Raw genomic sequence first — 22,713 nt, 5'->3', positions numbered from 1 at the left:
AGACACGGACATGACTGAACTGCCTGCACTCTCCGGCAAGGTCGCCCTCGTCACGGGCGCCAGCCGCGGCATCGGCTACGGCGTCGCCGAGGCGCTCGTCGCCCGCGGCGACCGCGTCGTCATCACCGGCCGCACCGAGGACTCCCTCAAGGAGGCCGTCGAGCGGCTCGGCGCCGAGCGCGCCGTCTACGTGGCCGGCAAGGCGCACGACGAGGCCCACCAGGCCCTCGCCGTCGAGCGCGCCATGGAGGCCTTCGGCCGGGTCGACTACCTGGTCAACAACGCCGGCACCAACCCGGTGTTCGGGCCGATCGCCGACCTCGACCTGGGCGTCGCGCGCAAGGTCTTCGAGACCAACGTGATCTCGGCTCTCGGCTTCGCGCAGAAGACCTGGCACGCCTGGCAGAAGGACAACGGCGGCGCGATCGTCAACATCGCCTCCGTCGCGGGCATCGCGCCCTCGCCGTTCATCGCCGCCTACGGCGTCAGCAAGGCCGCGCTGATCAACCTGACCCAGCAGCTCGCGCACGAGTTCGCGCCCAAGGTGCGGGTCAACGCCATCGCCCCGGCCGTGGTGAAGACCAAGTTCGCGCAGGCCCTGTACGAGGGGCGGGAGGAGGAGGCCGCCGCGTCCTACCCGCTGGGCCGGCTCGGCGTGCCCTCCGACATCGGTGGCGCCGCCGCGTTCCTCACCTCGGACCAGTCGGACTGGGTCACCGGCCAGACCCTCGTCGTCGACGGCGGCATCTTCCTCAACGCCGGCGTGGGCTGACGCACGGGGGAACGACCCCGATACCCACCTCGACACGGGCGCCGCTGGACATCAGCGGCGCCCGTGTCGACGTATCGGAAGATCACTAAACATTGACAACGTAGTCATCCAAAGAACGAACAAGTGCTCTATGAGACAGGAGGTCCCACGGCCGGAACACTGCGGTATCGTCTGCCGACCCTTGGTATGGCAGATCGAGGAGCGTGCGCGTGTTCAACCGGATCCGACGCCTGCGGCAGGTGGCGGCCATCGCGTCCATATCGTCCCTGGTGGCAGGGTGTGGTGTCCTCTCGTCCGATTCGACGGAGGAGGCAGGTCCGATCGTCGTGGGGACGACCGCGGCCCCCAGCACCCTTGATCCCGCCGCTTCCTGGGACAGCTCCTGGGAACTGTTCCGCAACATTTACCAGACACTCCTGAGCTATCCCTCGGGTGCGACCGCCCCTGAGCCCGACGCGGCCGAGGGCTGCCGGTTCACGGACACGACCAACATGAAGTACGAGTGCGAGCTGCGCGAGGGCCTCACGTTCTCCGACGGGCACGCCCTCGACGCCAAGGCGGTCAAGCACTCGATCGACCGGATCCGGAAGATCAACGTCAACGGCGGCCCCGCCGGTCTGCTGGGCAGCCTCGAACGGGTCCAGGTGCTCAACGACCGCGAGATCGTGTTCCACCTCAACAAGGCCGACGCGACCTTCCCCTTCGTGCTCGCCACCCCCGCGATGTCGATCGTCGACCCCGAGGACTACCCGGCGGACAAGCTCCGCGAGGAAGAGTCGGTCGTCGGGTCCGGGCCGTACACCCTGTCCTCGTACGACGACGGCAAGGCCGAACTCGTCAAGAACGACACCTACAAGGGCCTCCTGGAGCGCAAGAACAACGCGGTCACCATCCGCTACTTCCAGGACTCGCCCACCATGGTGGGCGCGCTGCGCGACAAGCAGCTCGACGTCGCCTTCCGAGGTCTCGCCGCCGACGACATCGTCGACATCCAGGCCGACGACGATGACGAACTCCAGCTGATCGAGGGCTCCGGCACCGAGATCAACTACCTGGTCTTCAACCCCAAGGACCCCATGGCGGGCAAGGCCGCCGTCCGCAAGGCCATCGCCCAGGTCGTCGACCGCCCGGCCATCGCGCACAAGGTCTACAAGGACACCGTCGAGCCGCTGTACTCCATGGTCCCCAAGGGCCTGACCGGGCACACCACGGGCTTCTTCGACGACTACGGCGAGCCCAGCACGGCCAAGGCCCGCGAGATCCTCACCGACGCGGGCATCACCACCCCCGTCGACCTCACCCTCTGGTACACCAGCGACCGGTACGGCTCCGCCACCAAGGCGGAGTTCGAGGAGCTGAAGCGCCAGCTCGACGGCTCCGGCCTGTTCGACATCACCCTCAAGAGCCGGCCCTGGAAGACCTACGTCGCCGGCTACCAGGAGGGCGAGTACCCGGTGTTCGGGCGTGGCTGGTTCCCCGACTTCCCGGACGCGGACAACTTCATCGCGCCGTTCGTCGGTGAGCAGAACGCGCTCGGTACGCCGTACCTGGTGCCGAAGATCACCGAAACGCTGCTGCCCAACTCCCGTGCCCAGAGCGACCGGGCCAACGTGGTCAAGGACTTCGAGGACGCCCAGCGCATCCTCGTCGACGACGTGCGGCTGCTCCCGCTGTGGCAGGGCCGGCAGTACGTGGCCGCGAGCGCGGAGGTCTCCGGTGCGGAGCGGGCGCTGGACCCGTCGACGATCATGATGGTGGGCGAGCTCTCCCGCAAGACGAGCTGGTAGGGAGATCCACCGGCGGGGCGGCCGGTCGGGATGTGCGGTCCGCGGGGCGATTGTCAGTGGTCGCCTGTAGGTTCTGAGAACCGGGAGCGAACCGCTGGTCGTCGAGGCGACCGCTGGTCGTGGACCGCACATCGTCTGCCGCACACCGTAAGGAAGTTGACGTGACCGACACCGCCATGCTGCCCGAGTCCTGGCGCGGGGTTCTGGGCGACGAGCTGCAGCAGCCCTACTTCAAGGAGCTGACGGAGTTCGTCGAGGAGGAGCGGGCGAAGGGTCCCGTCTATCCGCCGCGCGAGGAGGTCTTCGCCGCGCTGGATGCGACGCCCTACGACAAGGTGAAGGTCCTCGTCCTCGGCCAGGACCCGTATCACGGCGAGGGCCAGGGACACGGCCTGTGCTTCTCGGTCCGGCCCGGCGTGAAGACCCCGCCCTCGCTGCGCAACATCTACAAGGAGATGAAGGAGGAGCTCGGCCACCCCGTCCCGGACAACGGCTATCTGATGCCGTGGGCCGAGCAGGGCGTCCTGCTGCTCAACGCGGTGCTGACGGTGCGCGCCGGCGAGGCGAACTCGCACAAGGGCAAGGGCTGGGAGAAGTTCACCGACGCCGTGATCAAGGCCGTGGCCGGCCGGCCCGACCCCGCGGTGTTCGTGCTGTGGGGCAACTACGCGCAGAAGAAGCTCCCGCTCATCGACGAGACGCGGCACGCGGTGGTCAAGGGCGCGCATCCCTCCCCGCTGTCGGCGAAGAAGTTCTTCGGCTCCCGCCCGTTCACGCAGATCAACGAGGCGGTGGCCCGGCAGGGGCACGAGCCGATCGACTGGCGGATCCCCGACCTGGGCTGACCGCCCGGCGCCGCCACTCGGACCGGCCTCTCGCCTGCCTGCCCGGTCCCGCCTGACCGGGAATGCCGGTGACTGCGGTTAGCGTCGGGACGGACCAGCCGACGAGGGGCCGGAGGACGCGGTGGCGGAGCGACAGGAGCAGGCGGCGCCGGACGCCGTGCTGACGCGGATCGGCCAGGTCGTGATGCTCCATCACGCCGGCGACCGCGAGGAGGCCCGGCGGCGGCTGCTGGACCTGTGGACGGAGCTCGGCGAGGACGGCGACCCGCTGCAGCGGTGCACCCTGGCCCACTACCTCGCCGACACACAGGACGACCCCTCGGACGAACTCGCCTGGGATTTGCGGGCGTTGACGGAGGCGGAGGGTGCGGGCGGTGCGGTCGGCGTGCGCGCCCTGTATCCCGCACTGCATCTGAACCTGGCCGCCGACTACGTCAAGCTGGAGCGCACGGAAGCCGCCCGCGCGCATCTGCGCCGGGCCCGGGGAGCGGCGGGGGCGCTGCGGGACGACAGCTACGGGGACGGGGTGCGGGCGGAGATCCGGCGGCTGGAGGGGTGGCTGGGGGAGGAGGCGTAGGGGCCTCGTCTATTGGGAGCGACCGGCGCCCGGGTCGTTCGGGCGCTTGCCCCCGTGGAGCCCGCGGGACGTCCGGTCGCCTGTCCCCCCGGAGCCCGGGAGGCCCCGGGCGTCTGCCCCCCCGAGCCCTCACCGTCCGTACGTCTGGTCGCAGATCCTCGACTCGGGGCTGTCCGCCGGCCAACCGCCGTACTTCCTGCCCAGCGCGCAGACGTCCGGGTTCCCCTGGACCTCCCGGGGGAGCGACTTCGAGACGTCCGGGACCGGGGGGCCGGCCCGTTCCGGGGCGGCCGGGGCCGCGTCGGAATGCGGGCGGCGTGGTGCGTGGTGCGCGGAGCGCGGGTCCTGGCCCGGTCGGGGAGCCCGGGGAGCGGGTGACGCCTGGCGTGGCGTGCTCGGGGGCGCGGAGCGTGCGGCGGCCGGCGTGGGGTCGGGGCTGGGGGACGGGCCGATGAGCGCGAGGGCCTCGCGGGCCGGCGCCTGTACGACCTCGGGTTCCGCGGGCCCGCTGGGCCGGGGGACCGACGGCTGGGACGGTGCCGCCGGCGTGCCGGACGTCGGCGGCCGCTGGACCGTCGTACAGCCGGAGAGGGCCGAGACGGCCACGGTGACCAGGAGCGTTGCGGTGGTCGTCGTTCGATGCACCCGCGCAACTCTGCTGGGTCGGGCGGCCGCCCGGACAGCGGACGAGCGGAGGTTGGTCCACACGGGTGATCTCCGTCCCCGTACGGGCGGCGTGGGCCCGTCCCCGCTGACGTCAGTCGCCGGTGGCGCCGTCCACGCGCTCGCGGATCAGGTCGGCGTGCCCGTTGTGGCGGGCGTACTCCTCGATCATGTGCGTGATGATCCAGCGCAGATTGAAACGTTCGCCGGACCGGCTCGTGCCCTTGGAGAGGTCGTCCAGGCCGAACCCGGCCGCGTCGCGACGGGCGTTGTCGATCTCGCGCTGCCAGGTGGTGTGAGCCTCGTCCCAGGTGTCCGCGTCGGTGAAGTGGAACTCACCGTCCGGGTCCTCCTCGCTGGAGTAGAGCACCCCGAGGTCCTCGCCCACGAGGATCTCGTGGAACCAGAACCGCTCCACCTCCGCCATGTGCCGGACCAGCCCCATCAGGGTCAGCTCGGACGGTTCCACGGAGGCCGTCCTGAGCTGGGCGTCGGTCAGTCCATGGCATTTCCATGCGAGGGTCTGGCGGTGGTAGTCCAGCCAGCCCTCCAGCATCGCGCGCTCGTCGGCGGTGGTGGAGGGTTCATGGCGTTCGATTGTCATGCCCCGCATCGTCGCGCACCCCAGGGCGATTCACCAGGAGTTTTTGCGGTCGGCGGGCTCAGTCGCCGAACATCCCGTCGAGCAGTTCGCGCAAGCCCGCCCGGACCTCTTCCAGACTCGGCGGCTCCGCGCTGAAGGATCCGGCCACGCAGCTGAACATCAGCCCGTCCGCCCAGGCCACCAGGGACAGCACATGCCGCGCGGGAGTCGTCGAACCCATCGCGGTCACCAGCGTGGTGAGCTGGTCGCGGAAGCGGGCGCCCGTCGCGTCGAAGTACGCGCGCAGCTCGGGGCGGCGCGTGGCCTCCAGGGCCAACTCGTAGCGGGCGAGCGTCAGTTCGCGGTGACGGGTCAGGGCCCGGTGCGTCGCCAGCGCCAGGCCGTCGGCCAGTGAGTCGAGGCCACCGCGCGGATCCGGCATCTCCTCCAGCGCCAGTACGCGCGCCTCGCGGTCGGCGAGCCGTCGCACCGCGAGCTCCAACAGGGCCTGCCGGGTGCGCGCGAGGTTCGACGTGGAGCCCGGCGGCAGCCCGGCCCCCTCGTCGACGGCCCGATGCGTGAGGCCCCGCATACCGCGCTCCGCGAGCAGCGCGAGGGCGGTGTCGGCGACGAGATCGGCGCGCGCGGCACCCGTGGTGGATACGGCCATGGAGATCAACCTACCTGTCGCACTACGCCTGTAGTACAGTCGACGTGCACGGTCACTACATCTGTAGTTAGCCCCTGGAGGAACCATGGCACAGTCGAGGCGGGCCGTCGTGATCGGCGGCGGTATCGGAGGCCTTACCGCGGCGGTCGCACTGCACCAAGTCGGGTGGGACGTCACCGTGCTGGAGCGCGCCCCGTCCCTGGAGCCGGTCGGCGCGGGCATCTCCCTGGCGCCCAACTCCCTGCGCGCGCTGGACGTCGTCGGGATCGGCGACGAGATCCGCGACCTCGCGGCCTGGCAGGGCGACGGAGGACTGCGCACCCCGTCCGGACGCTGGCTCTCCCGCACCGACGCCGCCGCGGTCGCCGAACGCTTCGGCGGCCCGCTCGTCCTCCTGCACCGGGCCACCCTGATCAACAGTCTCGCCGCCCGGCTCCCGGCCGGGACCGTCCGCACCTCAGCCGCCGCGACGCTGGCCGACCCCGGCGACACCGGCCGGCCCGCCCGCGTGAGCACACCGGACGGCGATCTGGAGGCCGACCTCGTGGTGGCCGCCGACGGCATCCGGTCCGCCGTACGTGGCGCCCTGTTCCCGCGTCACCCCGGAACCGCGTACTCCGGGTTCACCACCTGGCGGGTCGTCATCCCGGTGCCCGGCGTCGAGTTCGCCTCGCACGAGACCTGGGGCCCGGGCCGCATCTGGGGTTCGCACCCGCTCAAGGACGGCCGCGTCTACGCGTACGCCGCGGCGATCACACCCGCCGGAGAACGCGCGCCCGACGACGAGAAGGCCGAACTGCTGCGCCGCTACGGCGACTGGCACGACCCGATCCCCGCGATCCTCGCCGCAGCCCGCCCCGAGGACGTCCTGCGCCACGACGTCCACCACATCGCCGAACCGCTGCCCGCCTACCACCGCGGCCGGGTCGCGCTGGTCGGGGACGCCGCGCACGCCATGCAGCCGACGCTCGGGCAGGGCGGCAACCAGGCCGTCGAGGACGCGGTCGTCCTCGCCGCGCACCCCACCGACCTGGCCGCCTACACGACGGCCCGGCTGCCGCGTACGACCGCCATCGCCCGCCAGGCCGCCCGGATCGGGCGCCTCAACATGATGACCGGCCGCGCCCGGATCGCCGTACGGAACACGACGCTGGCCGCCCTGTCCAAGGCCGCCCCGCTGCTGTTCCTGCGCGGCTTCGACGGCATCGCCGACTGGCGGCCCCCGCAGGCGCCGTATGCTGCCGAGAAGACCACGCAGGCGAGCGACAGAGGAGCACACCCCGTGAAGGTCGGCTGCATCGGACTCGGTGACATCGCGCAGAAGGCCTACCTGCCGGTGCTCGGCGTGCAGCCCGGGGTCGAACTGCACCTCCAGACGCGGACGCCCGCCACGCTCGCCCGCGTCGCCGACGGCCTCCACCTCCCCGCCGGGCAGCGCCACGAGGACCTCGACTCGCTCCTCGCCCAGGACCTCGACGCCGCCTTCGTGCACGCGCCCACGGTCGCCCACCCGGAGATCGTGACCCGGCTGCTGGAAGCGGGCGTGCCGACGTACGTCGACAAGCCGCTCGCCTACCGGCTCACCGACTCCGAGCGGCTCGTGGTGCTCGCCGAGAAGCGGAACGTAAGCCTCGCCGTCGGCTTCAACCGCCGCTACGCCCCCGGCTACGCGCAGTGCGCCGACCATCCGCGCGAGCTGATCCTGATGCAGAAGAACCGCATCGGGCTTCCCGAGGAGCCGCGCGCGATGATCCTCGACGACTTCATCCACGTCGTCGACACCCTGCGCTTCCTCGTGCCCGGCCCGATCGACGACGTGACCGTGCGTGCCCGCGTCGAGCGCGGGCTGCTGCACCACGTCGTGCTCCAGCTCGCCGGCGACGGCTTCACCGCGCTCGGCGTCATGAACCGGCTCAGCGGCTCGGCCGAGGAGGTCCTGGAGGTGTCCGGGCAGGACACCAAGCGCCAGGTGCTCAACCTCGCCGAGGTCGTCGACCACAAGGGCCAGCCGACCGTGCGGCGGCGCGGGGACTGGGTGCCGGTGGCCCGGCAGCGCGGCATCGAGCAGGCCGTGCTCGCCTTCCTCGACGCCGTGCGCGCGGGCAAGGTGCTCAGCGCCCGGGACGCGCTGGCGACTCATGAGTTGTGCGAGCGGGTGGTACGCGCGGTTCAGGAGCGGGCCGCCTGAACCGGGGCCGCAGCCTCGCCGCGCCCTCGCCCGCACACCAGGCGACGACGATCAGCAGCGCCGCCTGCGCCACCCAGTCGCCGAAGCGGACGTACGGCGTGACACCGCCGGCCAGCGGAACGTCGTAGACCGCACTGGTGCTCTCGTTCGTCCCCAGCCAGGAACCGACGCGCTGCCCGCCCGGCCCGTACACGGCCGAGACACCGGTCAGTGTCGCGTGCACCATCGGGCGGCCGGTCTCGGCGGCGCGCAGCGCGGCGAGCGAGGCGTGCTGCTCGGGGGCCCAGCTCTGCTGGAACGTCGACGTCGCCGACTGGGCGATGAGGACCTGGGCGCCGTCGTCGGTGAGGCTGCGGCTCATGTCGGAGAACGCGGACTCGAAGCAGACCATGGGGCCGACGCGCAGCCCGTGCCCCGCGTCCATCACGACCTGTTCCGTGCCGCGCCTGCGGTCCTCGGCGGCCGCCTTGCCGACCGAGGTCGCCCAGCCCAGCATCGAGCGCAGCGGTATGTACTCCCCGAAGGGGACCAGGCGCATCTTGTCGTAGCGGTCGCCGGTCGGGCCGTCCGCGCCGACCAGGATCGAGCTCTTGTAGATGCCCGGCTTGTCGGAGCGCCGCGCGTCCACGTTGACCAGGATGTCCGCCCCCGTCTCACGGGAGAGTGCCGCGAGCCGGCGGGCGAAGTCGGGGCGGTCGTCCAGGTCGTAGCCGACGCTGCTCTCGCCCCAGACGACCAGGTCGACCCCCTGGCCGGCCAGGGCCCGGGTGAGCTGCTCCTCCCGGTCGAAACGCCGGTCCGCGGACTTGCCCCCCTCGATGACCCCCGGCTGTACGACGGCGATCCGGACCCGGTCCTGGACGTCCGGGCGCGGGGACCACACCCAGGCCGCCGAGGTGGCCACGGCCGTCGCGGCGAGACCGGCCACCGCGGGAACCCGGGACGCGCGCACCGTCACCAGCACGGCGACGGCGACATTGACGGCCACCACCAGGAAGCTGATCAGCCACACCCCGCCCACCGAGGCGAGCCGCAGCGCGGGCTCCACCTGCCACTGACTGGAGCCCAGCACGCCCCAGGGGCCGCCCAGCTCCTGCCAGGAGCGCACGAGCTCGACCATCAGCCAGCCGGCGGGCAGGACGAAAAGCGCCCCCGCCACCCGGCCCGGGGACGGGCGCGACGAGGCCAGGAACCTGCGCACCAGCCAGCCCCACGGGGCCCACAGCGCGCCGAGCAGGGCGGCGATGACGAACGTGAAGACATGCAGATTCGGCACCAGCCAGTGGTGCATCGCCAGCATGAAGCCGAAGCCGCCCCACCAGCCCTCGCGCATGGCACGCCGGCCGGTCGGGGCGGTGCGCAGCAACGCGATCCACGGAACCAGAGCGACGTACGCGAACCACCACAGCGCCGGCGCGGGAAAGGCGAGCACCGGCAGCGCACCTGCCACAGCGGCGGTGATCGAGCGCCGCCAGGGCGAGGCGAGCCAGTGGCTGATCGTCTTCATGCGGCGCCTCCTACCCCGTATTCCTTCCAGTGTGCTCACAGGCACTGACACCGGGACAGTGGGCGTCCGCTCAGTCGATCACCGCCGGCGCGGCCGGCTCGGGGAGGCGGCGCCATTTCTCCTGGACGATCACCTCGCGCAGCCGCCAGCCGTCGTCGGTGCGCAGCAGTGCGAAGGCGTACCGGCCGCCGCACACGAAGTCGGGGGCCGAGGAGCCCTCGCCGCCCCCGGCGAACCGCATCGGATTGACGTAGTCCGCCCGCACCCGGGCGGTGTCGCCGGTGTCCTGTTCCAGCACCCCGAAGTGCACCCGGCGGTTGACGATGAGGTGCTGGCGCATCGAGAACACCCGCATGCTCTCCGCCAGCCACGTGGCGACGCTTCCGGCGTCGCCCTCGATACCACCGGCCGAGCGGTAGTCCGCGCGTCCGTCGGGCGTGAACAGGTCTCGGTACGCGGCCCAGTCCCCGTCGTCCACGGCGGCCGCGTACTCGGTGATCATTCCGTCGACCGCCAACCGGTCCCTCAGGGTGGCGAGTTCCACACGCTGCGTCATCGGCTCAGTGTTGGGCATGAGGTGGGAAGAGCCAAGAGGGCGTACGGCGGTATTCGGTGACGGTGAGGACGGGCCTGCTCCTTCCGCACCTTCCCGCCGGCCGCGATGAGTTCCGGCCGGGACGGGAGTCTGCTCTGTGAGGGCCGCGGGCGTCGTGCGACGCCGCCCGGCACGACACACCACGGAGGACACCATGACGACCACGCCGAACGCCCCGACCCCCGAGCTGCCCGGCCGTCCGCCCGTCGTCGACCTGGCTACCTGGCAGGCCGCCCGTGACGAGCTCCTGGTCCGCGAGAAGGCCCACACCCGTGCGGGCGACGCCATCGCCGCGGCCCGCCGACGGCTGCCGATGGTGGAGTTCGACGGGACGGTCGAGGTCGTCGGACCCGACGGCCCGGTCCCGTTCCTGGACCTGTTCCAGGGCCGCGACGAGCTCCTGGTCTACAAGCACATGTGGTACGACGGCGCTCCGCACCAGGGACAGTGCGAGGGCTGCACCACCACGGCCTGGCACATGAAGGACGCGGTGTACCTGAACGCCCGGGGCGTCTCCATGGCCATCGTGACCACGGGCAGGTGGGAGGAGGTGGCCTCGTTCGTCGAGTTCATGGGGTACACGCAGCCCTGGTACTCGGTGCGCGGAGTCGACGAGCCGGTCGGCGGTGAAATGGGTTACCTCACCTGCTACTTGCGCGACGGCGATCGCGTTTTCCTGACCTACTCGACGACGGGGCGCGGCAACGAGCCGGTCAACGGAACTTTCGGCCTGCTCGACATGACGCCCTACGGCCGGGGCGAGGGGTGGGAGGACAACCCCGAGGGCCGGTCGGTGCTCGGCGATGTCCGCGAGGGGTATCCGGCGGTGGGCCGGCAGGCCTGCTGGTACTGGCGCTCGGACGCGGACGGCAACGCCACCTGGGGCCCGACCAGCCGCCCGGTACCGCAGTGGACTCGCCCGGGCGCGACACCGGTTGAGACCCTGGGACGGCAGGGGGAGTGTCACTGACGGGCGTTGGCCGGTGGTGGCCGCCGCTCGGGTGTCCGGGCCTCAGGCGGCCTCGATGATCTCGTCGCGGATGGCGGCTGCCCATTCGACCACCAACAGCTCGTATTCCGCGCGCTCCTGAGCCGACAAGGAGCCGCCCGCGCGCAGCCAGAGGGCACGGATCTCCTCGTTCACCTCGGCAGCAGACCGCACGGAACCAGGGCCTAAGGAAGGGGAGGACATGCGGCCAAGCCTAGGGGCAAGGACTGACAGCGCGCTACCGGACGGCTACGCAGAACATATGTGATTGGTCACGGATTTCGGGGTGGGTGTCGGCGGGGCCTGGCTACTGACCCGTCGGTCAGCCGGTATCCCCGCCCGTGACCCGGGCGTCAGCCCGCCGACTCCGCCGCGTGCGGGCTCAGGACGCCCGCCGCCACCAAGGCGATGATGACGATGCCGAGGGCGATGCGGTACCAGACGAACGGCATGAAGCTCTTGGTCGAGATGAACTTCATGAACCAGGCGATGACCGCGTATCCGGACACGAAGGCGATCACCGTGGCGAAGATCGTCGGGCCCCAGGAGACATGGTCGCTCTCCATCGCGTCCTTCAGCTCGAAGAGCCCGGAGGCGAGAACGGCCGGGATCGCGAGGAGGAAGGAGTAACGGGCCGCGGCCTCGCGGTTGTAGCCCATGAAGAGGCCGCCGCTGATGGTGGCGCCGGAGCGGGAGACGCCGGGGATGAGCGCCGCGGACTGGCACAGGCCGTAGATCAGGCCGTCCTTGACGTTCAGGTCCTGCAGCGACTTGCGCTGCTTGGGCGCGCGGTGCCGGCCGCCCGACTCGTCGCGGGCCGCCATCCGGTCGGCGATGCCGATGACGATGCCGACGACGATCAGCATCGTCGCCGTGATGCGCAGATCGCGGAAGGGGCCCTCGATCTGGTCCTTGAGCGTCAGGCCCAGCACGCCGATCGGGATCGAGCCGACGATCACCAGCCAGCCCATCTGGGCGTCGTGGTCCTGCCGCATCTCCTTGTTCGTCAGCGACCGCAGCCACGCCGAGATGATCCGCCCGATGTCCTTGCGGAAGTAGATCAGAACCGCGGTCTCCGTGCCGATCTGAGTGATCGCGGTGAAGGCCGCACCGGGGTCCTCCCAGCCCGAGAACGCCGCGGTCAGGCGCAGGTGCGCGCTGGAGGACACGGGGAGGAACTCGGTCAGCCCCTGGACGAGTCCGAGGATGAGGGATTCAAACCAAGACATGTAGTTACGGAGTCCAAGTGCTCATGGTGGCAAGGGGTGACGGGGGACACCTCGTCGGCGGCGCAGTGATCGCGGGTGTCGAGGGGCAGCGTAGCGTCCCGCGATGACGGCTCCGGCACAGGGGGCGGTGCGGGCACCCGCTCCCCCTCCCGTCAGATCCCCGTCAGATCCCCTTCAGATCGCCATCAGGTCGCCGAAGGCCCCGCCACCGTCCAGCCGGGAACCTGGGGATGGGCCCTGAGGTCCTGGTGGCGTACCGGGTCGCCGCAGGCCTCGCAGGTGACGACCGCGAGCAGTTCGTTGCCGCAGCTGTGCTCGATCACCATGGGACGGTCGCCGTCCTGGCGCAGATGGCGGTCGCCCCATGCCATGAGGCTCATCAGGACCGGCTCCAGCTCCAGTCCGGCCTCCGTGGGCCGGTACTCGAAGCGCTGAGGCCGCTCGCTGTAGGCGCGCTTGGTGAGGATGCCGGCGTCCACCAGGCGGCGCAGCCGGGTGGCGAGGACGTCGCGCGGGGCGCCGATGTTGCGTACGAGCTGGTCGAAGCGGCCGTTGCCGAGGCACACCTCGCGCAGGACGAGCAGCGAGTACTTCTCGCCGACGAGTGCCAGGGCGTCGGCGATGGAGCAGGGGCGCGGGTCTTTGGGGGCGGCCATGGCGCTCAGTCTAGGGCGCGGGTTCGCCTTTCCGACCTTCCGGGTTTGTTTTTCCAACCTACCGAGCTACAGTGAGTTCGGATTTCCTACTCACCGGTAATCGAGCCGGTCGCCGCACCGGTGATCCCGCCGGTCGCCGCACCGGTGATCGAACCGGTTCGCCGCCACCGGCCCGCGCGCCGGTCGTCGCCCCGTGGCCAAGGAGGCCCGCACCATGCGTGACGCAGTGATCGTCGAAGCCGTACGCACCCCGATAGGCAAGGGCAAGCCGAACGGCTCCGTCGCGCACGTCCACCCCGTCGAGCTCCTCGCGCACACGCTGCGCACCCTCGTCGAGCGCTCGGGTGCCGACCCGGCGCTGATCGACGACGTCATCGGCGGCACCGTCGACCAGGTCGGCGAGCAGGCCATGAACACCACCCGCTACGCCGCCCTGTCGGCGGGCTTCCCGGAGACGGTCCCGGCGACCACCGTGGACCGCCAGTGCGGCTCGTCCCAGCAGGCCGTGCACTTCGCGGCCCAGGGCGTGATCTCGGGCGCGTACGACATGGTCGTCGCCTGTGGCGTCGAGTCGATGAGCCGGGTGCCGATGTGGTCGAACGTGCCGCCCGGCAAGGACCCCTTCGGCCCCGGCATCGCCGAGCGCTACCCGGAGGGTCTGGTCCCGCAGGGCATCAGCGCCGAGCTGATCGCCGCCAAGTGGTCGATCACGCGCGAGCAGATGGACACGTTCGCCGTCTCCTCGCACCACAAGGCGGCCGCCGCCTGGGACCAGGGCCTGTTCGACGCCGAGGTCGCGCCCCTGGAGGGCGTCGCGCGCGACGAGTGCGTACGACCGGGCAGCACCCCCGAGACCCTCGCCGGTCTCAAGCCCGCCTACCACGACCCGGCCTTCGCCGAGCGCTTCCCGCAGATCGAGTGGAACGTCACCGCGGGCAACGCCAGCCCCATCAACGACGGCGCCTCCGCCGTCCTCATCACCTCGAGCGAGACGGCGGCCCGTCTCGGCCTGCGCCCCCTGGCCCGCCTCCACAGCTTCGCCGTCACCGGCTCCGACCCGGTCCTCATGCTCACCGGAGTGATCCCGGCGACCGAGAAGGTGCTGCGCCGGGCCGGTCTGTCCCTGGCCGACATCGACCTGTTCGAGGTCAACGAGGCCTTCTCCAGCGTCGTCCTGGCCTGGCAGCAGGAGACCGGCGCCGACCTCGGCAAGGTCAACGTGCACGGCGGGGCCATCGCCCTCGGGCATCCGCTCGGCGCGAGCGGCACCCGGCTGACGACGACCCTGGTGCACGCCATGCGCGAGCGCGGCGCCCGCTACGGGCTGCAGACGATGTGCGAGGCGGGCGGACTGGCCAACGCGATGATCATCGAATCGGTCTGAGCCGCCGGCTCAGCGGCGGCGCAGGTGGTGGCTCAGCGGCGGCGCAGGTGGTGGCGCTTGCGCCAGGCCACCACCGCGCCCGCGAGCGCAGGCAGCGCGATCGCGGCCACCGCGATCAGGAACACCGGGGACGTGGGCTGCGAGGCCCGGGCGCCCGCGACGACGTACGCGGCGATGTTCGGGATCGAGCCGAGCGCCGTCGCGAGCAGGAAGGGGAGGTAGCCCATCCGGGAGACGGCGGCGGCGTAGTTCGCGGCCCAGAAGGGCACGCCGGGGAACAGCCGCACCGCCAGCATCGATCTGAAGCCGTGCCTGCTGAACTGCTTGTCGGCCGCTTTGAGCAGCCGGCCGCGCAGGAGCGGACGGAGCGCGTCCTGGCCGAGCATCCGTCCGAGCGCGAAGGAGATCGCGGCCCCGATCACGGTGCCGGCCATGGCGGCGCCCATGCCGAGCGCCGAGCCGAACAGCGCGCCGGCCGCGAGGTTCAGCAGCGGCCGCGGCACGAAGGCCACCGTGACCAGGCCGTACGCCACGGCGAACAGCACCACTGCCACGGGGCCCCCGACCTGGGGCGGCCAGCCGTCCGCCAGGAGCTTGTGCGGCTGGAAGAGCAGCACGCAGGTCGCGGCCGCCGCGAGCAGGACCAGCAGCAGGGACAGCCGCGACCATGGCGAGAGCAGCGCTCTCGCGCAGCGCGTGGCGAAACTCGCGGCGAGAGGCGCCGCGGTCGGCGGGGGTACGGCTAGTTCCTTGGCAGCGGCCTGCGATGAGGCAGTGGCGGTGCCCCCAGAGCGGGTGGTGGCATCGTCGAGCATTCGGCGACAGTAACCGACGAAGATGTGTGATCGCCGTATGGTTCGTCTCATGGGCGTCACAGGAACGGGAACACTGGAAGTACCCCGCAGTGTCCTGGCCGACACGGTGCTGGAGCGGCTCGTCGCCCTGTACGGCTCGGCGGCCGACCCCGAACGGGCCGTGGCCATGCGGGCGTACATGAAGGATGTCGCCCCCTTCCTCGGCCTCACCACCCCCGCGCGCCGCGCCCTGTCCCGTGCCGTCCTCGAGGGCACGCCGCGCCCCGACGAGACCGACTGCACGGCCGTCGCCCTGCGCTGCTGGGAGCTGCCGGAACGGGAGTACCACTACTTCGCGGTCGACTATCTGCGGCGGCATGTGAAGCGCTGTTCCTCCGGCTTCCTGCCGGTGGCCCGGCATCTGGTCACCACCGTCCCCTGGTGGGACACCGTCGACCTGCTCGCCGCGCACGTCGTCGGCGGACTCGTCGCGGCCGACCCGAAGCTCACGGCGGACATGGACGCCTGGATCGCGGACGACGACCTGTGGGTCGCCCGCACGGCCCTGCTCCACCAGTTGCGCTACAAGGAACGCACCGACACCGAACGCCTCTTCGCCTACTGCCTGCGCCAGTCCGGGCACGCCGACTTCTTCATCCGTAAGGCGATCGGCTGGTGTCTGCGCGAGTACGCCAAGACGGACCCGGACGCCGTGCGGGACTTCCTGGCGCGCGAGCGGGGGCGGTTCGCGCCGCTGTCGGTGCGGGAGGCGCTGAAGAACATCGGCGCGTGAAGTCCCCGTAGGGACCCTGGAATCCGGTGGCGCGTCCGAAGTCCCGTACCGCTGAAAACCATTCGACGCCGGGCAACGCGTCGGCGATGATCGACGTCATGTTCCGGCACGCCTTCGTCCTCGCAGCATCCGCGGTCGCGGATGCTCCGAAGGCTGCCGTTCCGGTCCTCCTGGCCACAGTCGACGGCGCCCGAAGCTGACCCTCTCCGGACAGTCCGGCGGACCCCGCAGGGGGAGGGTCGGCAAGTCCTTGGGGTCCCCTCTCCCTCGCGGAGACTTCTGCAGAGACTTCGAGGTACAGCCATGTCCAAGACGGCATACGTGCGCACCAAACCGCATCTGAACATCGGCACGATGGGCCATGTCGACCACGGCAAGACCACCCTGACCGCCGCCATCACCAAGGTCCTCGCCGAGCGCGGCTCGGGCACGTTCGTCCCCTTCGACCGCATCGACCGCGCGCCGGAGGAGGCCGCGCGCGGCATCACCATCAACATCGCGCACGTCGAGTACGAGACCGACACCCGTCATTACGCGCACGTGGACATGCCGGGCCACGCCGACTACGTCAAGAACATGGTCACCGGCGCGGCACAGCTGGACGGGGCGATCCTCGTCGTCTCCGCGCTCGACGGGATCATGCCGCAGACCGCCGAGCACGTGCTGCTCGCCCGGCAGGTGGGCGTCGACCACATCGTCGTCGCCCTCAACAAGGCCGACGCGGGCGACGAGGAGCTCATCGACCTCGTCGAGCTGGAGGTCCGCGACTTGCTCTCGCAGCACGGCTACGGCGGCGACGCCGCGCCCGTCGTACGGGTGTCGGGGCTGAAGGCGCTGGAGGGCGACCCCAAGTGGACGGCGTCCGTCGAGGCGCTGCTCGACGCGGTCGACACCTACGTGCCGATGCCCGAGCGGTATGTGGACGCGCCGTTCCTGCTGCCCGTCGAGAACGTGCTCACCATCACCGGCCGGGGGACCGTGGTCACCGGGGCCGTCGAACGGGGCACCGTGCGGGTCGGCGACCGGGTCGAAGTGCTCGGGGCCGAGGTCGAGACCGTCGTCACCGGTCTGGAGACCTTCGGCAAGCCGATGGACGAGGCGCAGGCCGGGGACAACGTGGCGCTGCTGCTGCGCGGGGTTCCGCGCGACGCCGTCCGGCGCGGGCACGTGGTCGCGGCGCCGGGCAATGTGGTGCCCCGGCGTCGCTTCTCGGCGCAGGTGTATGTGCTGTCGACGCGCGAGGGAGGTCGTTCGACGCCGGTTTCCACCGGATACCGGCCGCAGTTCTACATCCGTACGGCGGATGTGGTCGGGGACGTCGACCTCGGCGGGGCGGCGGTCGCGAGGCCCGGGGAGACGGTCACCATGACCGTCGAGCTGGGGCGTGCGGTGCCGCTGGAGCCCGGGCTCGGATTCGCCATCCGTGAGGGCGGGCGCACGGTCGGGGCGGGAACCGTCACAGCCGTTGAATGACGGTGTGCGGTTCGTGGGGGACCGCGGGGCGGCCTCGGTGGCTGGTCGCGCGGTTCCCCGCGCCCCGAAGGTGCGCTTCCCCCGGGCACAATAGGAAGGTGAACGAGCCCATACCCGTCACCCGGTCCGTCGATTACGGCATCGCCAAGCTGATGCCCGACGTCGACCGGAAGCGGGCGTGGCTGCTGACCGTGGACGGGGCTCCGCAGTCGTACGTCGATCTGGACGAGCCCTCGCATCTGGAGTTCGAGTACGCCCGTCGGCTCGGCCATGTCCTCGACACCGTCGCCGCACCGGGGCAGCCGCTGGACGCGCTGCACCTCGGGGGCGGCGCGCTCACCCTGCCCCGGTACCTGGCGGCCACCCGGCCCGGCTCGCGGCAGGAAGTCGTCGAGGCGGACCGGGGGCTGATGGAGCTGATCGGCGAGCATCTGCCGGTGGCGGACGGCGACGGCATCCGGCTGCACGCCCAGGACGCCCGGGAGTGGCTGGAGGCGGCCCCGGACGACTCGGCGGACGTGCTGGTCGCCGACGTCTTCGGGGGGTCACGGGTGCCGGCGCATCTGACCTCGGTCGGGTACGTCCGCGAGGCCGAGCGGGTGCTGCGGGGGAGCGGCGTCTATCTGGCGAACCTCGCCGACGCCGCGCCCTTCGCCTTCCTGCGCTCCCAACTCGCCACGTACGCAACACTGTTCGAGGAGCTCGCGCTGATCGCCGAGCCAGGGGTGCTGCGCGGGCGGCGGTTCGGAAACGCGGTACTGATCGCCGCGCACGGCCCCGTCGACACCGCCACCCTGGCCCGGCTCACCGCCTCCGACGCCTTTCCGGCACGGGTCGAACACGGCGCCGCCCTGCGGGAGTTCATCGGCGGGGCGCGGCCGGTGCGGGACGAGGACGCCGTGGCATCACCCGAGCCTCCCGACGGGGCTTTCGGTATCGGGTGAGGTGGGGTGGCTGCCGGTGGTCACGTGCCGTGGCGTCACCCGAGCCCCCCGACGGGGCTTTCGGTGTCGGCTGAGGTGGGGTGGCTGCCGGTGGTTACGTGCTTGGTGCGACGGCGTAGGTTCCGTACGTCGGGTACGCACAGGACGGCCGCCGTGACGGCCACGACCAGCGCGGCGCAGCCCCACAGCGCCGAGGTGCGACCGAACGCCGTCTCCGCCGGGCCGGCCAGGGCCGTCGCCAGCGGGACCAGGGCGACCGAGCCGAACCAGTCGTACGCGGCGACCCGGGACAGCTTCTCCTCCGGTATCTCCTGGTGCAGCGCGGTCATCCAGGAGACGCCGAACACCTCCAGCGTCACGCCGGTCAGGAACATCACCGCGCACAGGACGGTGATCGGCACCGGCACGGCGAGCGCGGCCGAGGGCAGGGCGAGCGGGAAGACGCACAGGGTGCCGGCGAGCAGGAGGCGGCGCGGTTTCCAGCGGGTCATCAGCAGGGCGCCGGCGACCGTGCCCGCCCCGAAGAAGCCCAGGGCCAGACCCCAGGGGCCCGCCCCGCCGAGGTGGTCCCGGGCGACCAGGGGGCCGTACACCGCGTCCGCCGCCCCGACGACCGCGTTGGCGATGGAGAACTGGACGACGATGCCCCACAGCCACGGCCGCCCGGCGAACTCCCGCCAGCCCTCCCGCAGATCGGCGAGCATGCCGCCGCCCGGCGCCCGCCGCGGAATGTGACTCACGTCAAGGAATGCCCGCATGGCCCCGGCGACCGCGAACGCCGCCGCGTCCGCCGCCAGCACCCAGCCCGGCCCGATCGCCGCCACCATGGCCCCGCCGAGCGCGGCACCGCCCACCGCCGCACCCTGCATCGCCATCCGGAACACGGCGAACGCCCGGCTCGCCTGCTCCCCGCGCACCGACGACAGCAGCATGCCCTCGGCCGCCGGGCTGAAGAACGCCTGGCCGGTGCCGCCGAGCGCGGTCAGCAGCATCATCTGCCACAGCCGCGCCTCACCGGAGAGGACCAGCACGGCGAAGGCGGCCTGGGAGACGCAGTTCAGGGCGTTGGCCGCGACCATGACCCGATGCCGGGGAAGGCGGTCCGCGACCGCGCCGCCGATCAGCAGGAAGAGCACGAGGGGCAGGGTGCGGGCGGCGGCCACCAGACCCACGTCACCGCCGTCCCCGCCCGCCTCCAGCACCGCGAACGCCGCGGCGATCAGCGCGCCGTGACTGCCGAGGTTCGTGACGAACGCGGCAGCGGTCAGGAGGCTGTAGTTGCGGCCCGCCCAGGCGGGTCGGCGGGCGCGGCGGCGGAGATCGGCGGCGTTGGTCACCGGCCGACTATCGCCGCCCGGGTCCCGATTTGCCAATTGAATTGCAGGTCACGTGGCGGATGGGCTCGCTCGCAGACCTGGACGCAGACCTGGAACCAGACCTGGACGCAGATTTGGACGGACCCTGCGGATACGACGCGCGTCACATCCCGCGCACCCTGTTCCGGCAACCTACTCATGGGTAACATGACCGCCATGAGCGCAGACCAGATGTCCATCGGCGAGATGCTCGCCGCAACCGTGCCCATGGCCCGGACCCTGAACCTCGAGTTCCTGGAGACCACGCCGGACAAGGCCGTGGTGGCCCTGCCGGACCAGGGTGAGTTCCACAACCACGTCGGCGGGCCGCACGCCGGCGCGATGTTCACGCTCGGCGAGTCCGCCAGCGGCGCGATCGTGCTGGCCGCGTTCGGCGACCAGCTCTCGCGTGCCGTGCCGCTCGCCGTCAACGCCGAGATCGCCTACCGGAAGCTCGCCATGGGCGCGGTCACCGCCACCGCGACGCTGGGCCGCCCGGCCGCCGAGGTCGTCGCGCAGCTGGACGCGGGGGAGCGCCCCGAGTTCCCGGTGGCGATCGAGATCCAGCGCGCGGACGGGGCCGTGACCGCCGAGATGACCGTCGTCTGGACGCTGCGCCCGAACAGCTGAGCCCGGCCGTACGGCAGCACGCAGGCCTCCTGCGTGCTGCCGCACGCGCGCGCCTCCAGGTAGTAGAGGTGGATCTGCCTTCTGTCGGTGCGTGACATGCGGAGTTGAAGATTCCGTGGACCAATGGTCTTTGTCCGCACACAACTTGGCACTCGGTTCGATAGCGATTTCGAATACGGGTGCGGATACCGGCGGTAACTTTCCTTAATTTCGCGCTTCTTGGACGATGGTCACTCGAACTTCTTGTTTCCCGTGCTTCGTTTGTGCGAAAGTGAGCGGCCCGATAGCCGGTCCCCAGGTGACACGGCTCAGGTATGCACCAATCAGGCGCCTGCTTTTCCGACGGACGTGCATTCCCCGTGCCGTCCTGAGGCCGGGAAGGAAATGGTTCAGTGCAATCCCCCCACCCCCCACGACCGCCGTACCCGCCTCGTCCCGGAGCGAGTTCCGGTAAGTCCGATCGCGACCTCGTCGCGAGGCTCGGCGAAGATGGCTCGGACGCCCGTGCCGTCGCCCTTCTGATGGCGCGGCACTGGCCCGCCGTCCACGACTACGCGGCCATCTGCCTGGTGACCATGCGGAGTTCGGCCGCCATGGTGGCCGCCGCGGCCTTCCAGCGCGTGCTCCGCCGGCCGGCCGCCGGAGCGTTGCGCCCCCAACTTCTCGTCGCCGTGCGGGACATGGTGAAGGAGTGGGCGGCCGACGAGGGAATTTCCGCCCTTCTGCCGGAACTCGGCAAACCGACCGGCGGGCGCGGGCTGCGCGCCGCACGGCCCTCGACGCCCGAAAGGCGGCAAATCGCCGAGCGTGCTTTCCGGGCCCTGCCGGGAGCCTCGCAATGCCTCCTCTGGCACACCGAGGTCGAGGCGGAGCCGATAACCATACCCGCTGGTCTGCTGGGAGTGGACGGGGCCACCGCGTCCGCCGCCCTGGAAGGAGTGCGCGAGCAATTCCGCAGAGGTTGTGTGCGCGCCCACGGCGAACTCGCGCCCACCCGGGAATGCCGCTACTACAACCGGCTCCTCGACGTCCCCATTCGCCGCGGCGGCGCGCTGCTGCCCGATGTCCAGCAGCATCTGATGGAGTGCCGCTACTGCCGGCACGCCGCAGAGCAGCTCAGCCATTTCGAGGGCGGCCTCGAGGTGCTGCTCGCCGAGACCGTGCTCGGCTGGGGCGCCCGCCGCTATCTCGACTCCCGGCCCGGACGCGGCGGCTCCGGGGTGATGTCGAGCGATCGCCATCGCCGGGGCGGACGCCACCGCCCGGAGCGGAGCGCCCCGCCGCGGGTGCGCGGCAAGGCGGTCGCCGTCGGCGTCGGGCTGACCTCCCTCGCCCTGCTCGTGACCGTGCTCACCGCGAAGGGCTGGTCCGACGAGAGCGGCGTCCCCGACGCGCAGGCCACCTGGGGCGTGCCCGCCGGCCAGTCGATCCACCCGAGCGCCGCCGAGCCCTCGTCCGGCGGCACCCCGTCCGCCGCATCCGCCGAGAACCCCGTCGAGATCGCCCAGGGCAGGCTCCGCAACCTCGACGACGGCCGCTGCCTCGACCTGCACGACGGCGTCGTCCGCACCGGCGCCCGCGTTGAACTGGCGGAGTGCTCGACCACCGCGTCCCAGCAGTGGTCGTACCGGGACAACGGCGTCCTGCGCAGCGCCGCCGATCCCACCCTCTGCCTCGACTCCGACCCCGACGCGGGCACGGTCGTCCTGGCGAACTGTCTCGCCCCGGCCGGTGAGGTGCGCTACGACCTCACCGTGCACGGGGAACTGCTGCTGCGCCGGGCCGAGCGGGCGGCGGTCGCGCGCGGCGACGGCGGGGGCGTGATCGTCGCCGAACGCGACGGCTCCCGTGCGCAGCGCTGGAGGCTCGACGGCGGTCCGGCGGACGCGGGCGGACAGGGGGAAGGGAGACACGAGGACGGGGCACGGAAGCAGGAGCCCCGGAACGGCGCCGACGCGGGAGGGAAGGAGAAACGGGAGAAGGACACCGCCCCTCTGGAACCCGAGCCTCTGGAACCCGATCGCGGCTCCCCGCACGACCCCGCCCCCGAGCCGCCCCGCGCCGAACCCCCGCAGGACGAGCCGGGCGAGCCGCAGTCCCATTACGAGACGCGCTACGTCCAGGCCGACCCCGGCGACGAACCCGCTCCCGAGCCCCTTGTGGCCCCGCCGGCCGAGGTGGTGGCCACCGTGGCGACGACGGTCGTCGACACCGCCACGAAGGCCCTCGACTCCACCCTCCCCTAGTCACGGGTCACCCTCACCGGGGTGCCCCCTTCTT

22 protein-coding genes and 1 pseudogene are annotated in these 22,713 nt (G+C 71.5%); 13 read left to right on the top strand and 10 right to left on the bottom strand.

Features of this window, described 5'->3' with window-relative positions; genetic code table 11:
• The first annotated feature begins 10 nt into the window (after window positions 1-10).
• The 4 genes from ACIRD7_RS38695 (at window position 11) to ACIRD7_RS38680 (ending at window position 3,981) form a co-directional block, all read left to right on the top strand.
• The gene (locus tag ACIRD7_RS38695) at window positions 11-772 is read left to right on the top strand and encodes an SDR family oxidoreductase (RefSeq protein ID WP_403460674.1); all 762 of its coding nucleotides are present in this window, start codon (window positions 11-13) and stop codon (window positions 770-772) included.
• A gap of 209 nt (window positions 773-981) precedes the next feature.
• Window positions 982-2,559, top strand: a complete 1,578-nt coding sequence (locus ACIRD7_RS38690; protein WP_403460673.1) for an ABC transporter substrate-binding protein — start codon at window positions 982-984, stop codon at window positions 2,557-2,559.
• 161 nt (window positions 2,560-2,720) lie between these two features.
• Window positions 2,721-3,404 (top strand): uracil-DNA glycosylase, encoded by a 684-nt coding sequence (gene ung, locus ACIRD7_RS38685; protein ID WP_403460672.1) that lies wholly within the window; start codon window positions 2,721-2,723, stop codon window positions 3,402-3,404.
• Window positions 3,405-3,525: 121 nt separating this feature from the next.
• Complete coding sequence (locus tag ACIRD7_RS38680) at window positions 3,526-3,981, top strand: hypothetical protein (protein WP_403460671.1); 456 nt, start codon at window positions 3,526-3,528, stop codon at window positions 3,979-3,981.
• A 129-nt stretch (window positions 3,982-4,110) separates the two neighbouring features.
• Here the strand turns inward: ACIRD7_RS38680 and ACIRD7_RS38675 are convergent, their stop codons facing one another.
• The 3 genes from ACIRD7_RS38675 to ACIRD7_RS38665 all read right to left on the bottom strand — a co-directional run bounded on the left by ACIRD7_RS38675 (window position 4,111) and on the right by ACIRD7_RS38665 (window position 5,897).
• Entirely contained in the window at window positions 4,111-4,626 is a 516-nt protein-coding gene (locus ACIRD7_RS38675) for a hypothetical protein (RefSeq protein WP_403460670.1), read from the bottom strand.
• 112 nt (window positions 4,627-4,738) lie between these two features.
• Window positions 4,739-5,248 carry a DinB family protein gene (locus ACIRD7_RS38670; RefSeq protein ID WP_403460669.1) on the bottom strand — a complete coding sequence of 170 codons (510 nt, stop codon included), beginning with the start codon at window positions 5,246-5,248 and terminating at the stop codon, window positions 4,739-4,741.
• 58 nt (window positions 5,249-5,306) lie between these two features.
• A complete protein-coding gene (locus tag ACIRD7_RS38665) occupies window positions 5,307-5,897 on the bottom strand; it encodes a TetR/AcrR family transcriptional regulator (protein WP_403460668.1) in 591 nt (196 codons plus the stop codon).
• Between the two features lie 85 nt (window positions 5,898-5,982).
• Here ACIRD7_RS38665 and ACIRD7_RS38660 point away from each other — a divergent pair.
• A pseudogene (locus ACIRD7_RS38660) lies at window positions 5,983-7,149 on the top strand (FAD-dependent monooxygenase); the annotation flags it as partial.
• 30 nt (window positions 7,150-7,179) lie between these two features.
• Window positions 7,180-8,085 (top strand): Gfo/Idh/MocA family protein, encoded by a 906-nt coding sequence (locus tag ACIRD7_RS38655; protein ID WP_403460736.1) that lies wholly within the window; start codon window positions 7,180-7,182, stop codon window positions 8,083-8,085.
• Here the strand turns inward: ACIRD7_RS38655 and lnt are convergent.
• Entirely contained in the window at window positions 8,009-9,592 is a 1,584-nt protein-coding gene (gene lnt / locus ACIRD7_RS38650) for an apolipoprotein N-acyltransferase (RefSeq protein WP_403460667.1), read from the bottom strand. The two genes, ACIRD7_RS38655 and lnt, sit on opposite strands and share 77 nt — an antisense overlap.
• 70 nt (window positions 9,593-9,662) lie before the next feature.
• A complete protein-coding gene (locus tag ACIRD7_RS38645) occupies window positions 9,663-10,148 on the bottom strand; it encodes a nuclear transport factor 2 family protein (RefSeq protein WP_403460666.1) in 486 nt (161 codons plus the stop codon).
• 193 nt (window positions 10,149-10,341) lie between these two features.
• Between ACIRD7_RS38645 and ACIRD7_RS38640 the strand changes: the two genes are divergently transcribed.
• A complete protein-coding gene (locus tag ACIRD7_RS38640; RefSeq protein ID WP_403460665.1) occupies window positions 10,342-11,157 on the top strand; it encodes a DUF899 domain-containing protein in 816 nt (271 codons plus the stop codon).
• Between the two features lie 42 nt (window positions 11,158-11,199).
• On the opposite strand, the gene ACIRD7_RS38635 is transcribed toward ACIRD7_RS38640, so the two are convergent.
• From ACIRD7_RS38635 to ACIRD7_RS38625, 3 genes are all read right to left on the bottom strand, one after another.
• A complete protein-coding gene (locus ACIRD7_RS38635; RefSeq protein WP_403460664.1) occupies window positions 11,200-11,379 on the bottom strand; it encodes a hypothetical protein in 180 nt (59 codons plus the stop codon).
• 149 nt (window positions 11,380-11,528) lie between these two features.
• On the bottom strand, window positions 11,529-12,404 hold the full coding sequence (locus tag ACIRD7_RS38630) for an undecaprenyl-diphosphate phosphatase (protein ID WP_403460663.1): 876 nt from the start codon (window positions 12,402-12,404) through the stop codon (window positions 11,529-11,531).
• A 185-nt stretch (window positions 12,405-12,589) separates the two neighbouring features.
• Window positions 12,590-13,060 (bottom strand): winged helix-turn-helix transcriptional regulator, encoded by a 471-nt coding sequence (locus tag ACIRD7_RS38625; protein ID WP_403460662.1) that lies wholly within the window; start codon window positions 13,058-13,060, stop codon window positions 12,590-12,592.
• Between the two features lie 214 nt (window positions 13,061-13,274).
• On the opposite strand from ACIRD7_RS38625, the gene ACIRD7_RS38620 reads away from it, so the two are divergent.
• Window positions 13,275-14,444, top strand: coding sequence for a thiolase family protein (locus tag ACIRD7_RS38620; protein ID WP_403460660.1), 1,170 nt, complete (start codon window positions 13,275-13,277; stop codon window positions 14,442-14,444).
• 32 nt (window positions 14,445-14,476) lie between these two features.
• Here ACIRD7_RS38620 and ACIRD7_RS38615 read toward each other — a convergent pair whose 3' ends face one another.
• Window positions 14,477-15,259 carry a TVP38/TMEM64 family protein gene (locus ACIRD7_RS38615; RefSeq protein WP_403460659.1) on the bottom strand — a complete coding sequence of 261 codons (783 nt, stop codon included), beginning with the start codon at window positions 15,257-15,259 and terminating at the stop codon, window positions 14,477-14,479.
• Window positions 15,260-15,308: 49 nt separating this feature from the next.
• Here ACIRD7_RS38615 and ACIRD7_RS38610 point away from each other — a divergent pair, with 49 nt between their 5' ends.
• The 3 genes from ACIRD7_RS38610 (at window position 15,309) to ACIRD7_RS38600 (ending at window position 18,448) form a co-directional block, all read left to right on the top strand.
• Complete coding sequence (locus ACIRD7_RS38610; protein WP_403460658.1) at window positions 15,309-16,031, top strand: DNA alkylation repair protein; 723 nt, start codon at window positions 15,309-15,311, stop codon at window positions 16,029-16,031.
• Between the two features lie 303 nt (window positions 16,032-16,334).
• Window positions 16,335-17,504: an elongation factor Tu gene (tuf, locus tag ACIRD7_RS38605; protein WP_403460657.1), complete on the top strand. Its 1,170-nt coding sequence runs from the start codon at window positions 16,335-16,337 to the stop codon at window positions 17,502-17,504.
• A 98-nt stretch (window positions 17,505-17,602) separates the two neighbouring features.
• Window positions 17,603-18,448: a spermidine synthase gene (locus ACIRD7_RS38600; RefSeq protein WP_403460656.1), complete on the top strand. Its 846-nt coding sequence runs from the start codon at window positions 17,603-17,605 to the stop codon at window positions 18,446-18,448.
• A gap of 35 nt (window positions 18,449-18,483) precedes the next feature.
• Here the strand turns inward: ACIRD7_RS38600 and ACIRD7_RS38595 are convergent, their stop codons facing one another.
• Complete coding sequence (locus ACIRD7_RS38595; protein WP_403460655.1) at window positions 18,484-19,785, bottom strand: MFS transporter; 1,302 nt, start codon at window positions 19,783-19,785, stop codon at window positions 18,484-18,486.
• Between the two features lie 210 nt (window positions 19,786-19,995).
• Here ACIRD7_RS38595 and ACIRD7_RS38590 point away from each other — a divergent pair, with 210 nt between their 5' ends.
• A complete protein-coding gene (locus tag ACIRD7_RS38590) occupies window positions 19,996-20,433 on the top strand; it encodes a DUF4442 domain-containing protein (RefSeq protein ID WP_403460734.1) in 438 nt (145 codons plus the stop codon).
• A 521-nt stretch (window positions 20,434-20,954) separates the two neighbouring features.
• A complete protein-coding gene (locus tag ACIRD7_RS38585) occupies window positions 20,955-22,679 on the top strand; it encodes an RICIN domain-containing protein (protein WP_403460654.1) in 1,725 nt (574 codons plus the stop codon).
• The last annotated feature ends 34 nt before the right edge of the window (window positions 22,680-22,713 follow it).

The organism is Streptomyces sp. NPDC093568 (assembly GCF_044764945.1).
GTDB lineage: Bacteria > Actinomycetota > Actinomycetes > Streptomycetales > Streptomycetaceae > Streptomyces.
The sequence above is the reverse complement of the archived record's forward strand: the minus strand, read 5'-3'. Positions and strand labels throughout refer to the sequence as shown.

Coding starts and splice junctions, on each gene's coding strand:
- ACIRD7_RS38695 (WP_403460674.1), top strand. CDS start 11: ATGACTGAACTGCCTGCACTCTCCGGCAAGGTCGCCCTCGTCACGGGC.
- ACIRD7_RS38670 (WP_403460669.1), bottom strand. CDS start 5,248: ATGACAATCGAACGCCATGAACCCTCCACCACCGCCGACGAGCGCGCG.
- ACIRD7_RS38665 (WP_403460668.1), bottom strand. CDS start 5,897: ATGGCCGTATCCACCACGGGTGCCGCGCGCGCCGATCTCGTCGCCGAC.
- lnt (WP_403460667.1), bottom strand. CDS start 9,592: ATGAAGACGATCAGCCACTGGCTCGCCTCGCCCTGGCGGCGCTCGATC.
- ACIRD7_RS38645 (WP_403460666.1), bottom strand. CDS start 10,148: ATGACGCAGCGTGTGGAACTCGCCACCCTGAGGGACCGGTTGGCGGTC.
- ACIRD7_RS38640 (WP_403460665.1), top strand. CDS start 10,342: ATGACGACCACGCCGAACGCCCCGACCCCCGAGCTGCCCGGCCGTCCG.
- ACIRD7_RS38635 (WP_403460664.1), bottom strand. CDS start 11,379: ATGTCCTCCCCTTCCTTAGGCCCTGGTTCCGTGCGGTCTGCTGCCGAG.
- ACIRD7_RS38630 (WP_403460663.1), bottom strand. CDS start 12,404: ATGTCTTGGTTTGAATCCCTCATCCTCGGACTCGTCCAGGGGCTGACC.
- ACIRD7_RS38625 (WP_403460662.1), bottom strand. CDS start 13,060: ATGGCCGCCCCCAAAGACCCGCGCCCCTGCTCCATCGCCGACGCCCTG.
- ACIRD7_RS38620 (WP_403460660.1), top strand. CDS start 13,275: ATGCGTGACGCAGTGATCGTCGAAGCCGTACGCACCCCGATAGGCAAG.
- ACIRD7_RS38615 (WP_403460659.1), bottom strand. CDS start 15,259: ATGCTCGACGATGCCACCACCCGCTCTGGGGGCACCGCCACTGCCTCA.
- ACIRD7_RS38610 (WP_403460658.1), top strand. CDS start 15,309: ATGGGCGTCACAGGAACGGGAACACTGGAAGTACCCCGCAGTGTCCTG.
- tuf (WP_403460657.1), top strand. CDS start 16,335: ATGTCCAAGACGGCATACGTGCGCACCAAACCGCATCTGAACATCGGC.
- ACIRD7_RS38590 (WP_403460734.1), top strand. CDS start 19,996: ATGTCCATCGGCGAGATGCTCGCCGCAACCGTGCCCATGGCCCGGACC.
- ACIRD7_RS38585 (WP_403460654.1), top strand. CDS start 20,955: ATGGCGCGGCACTGGCCCGCCGTCCACGACTACGCGGCCATCTGCCTG.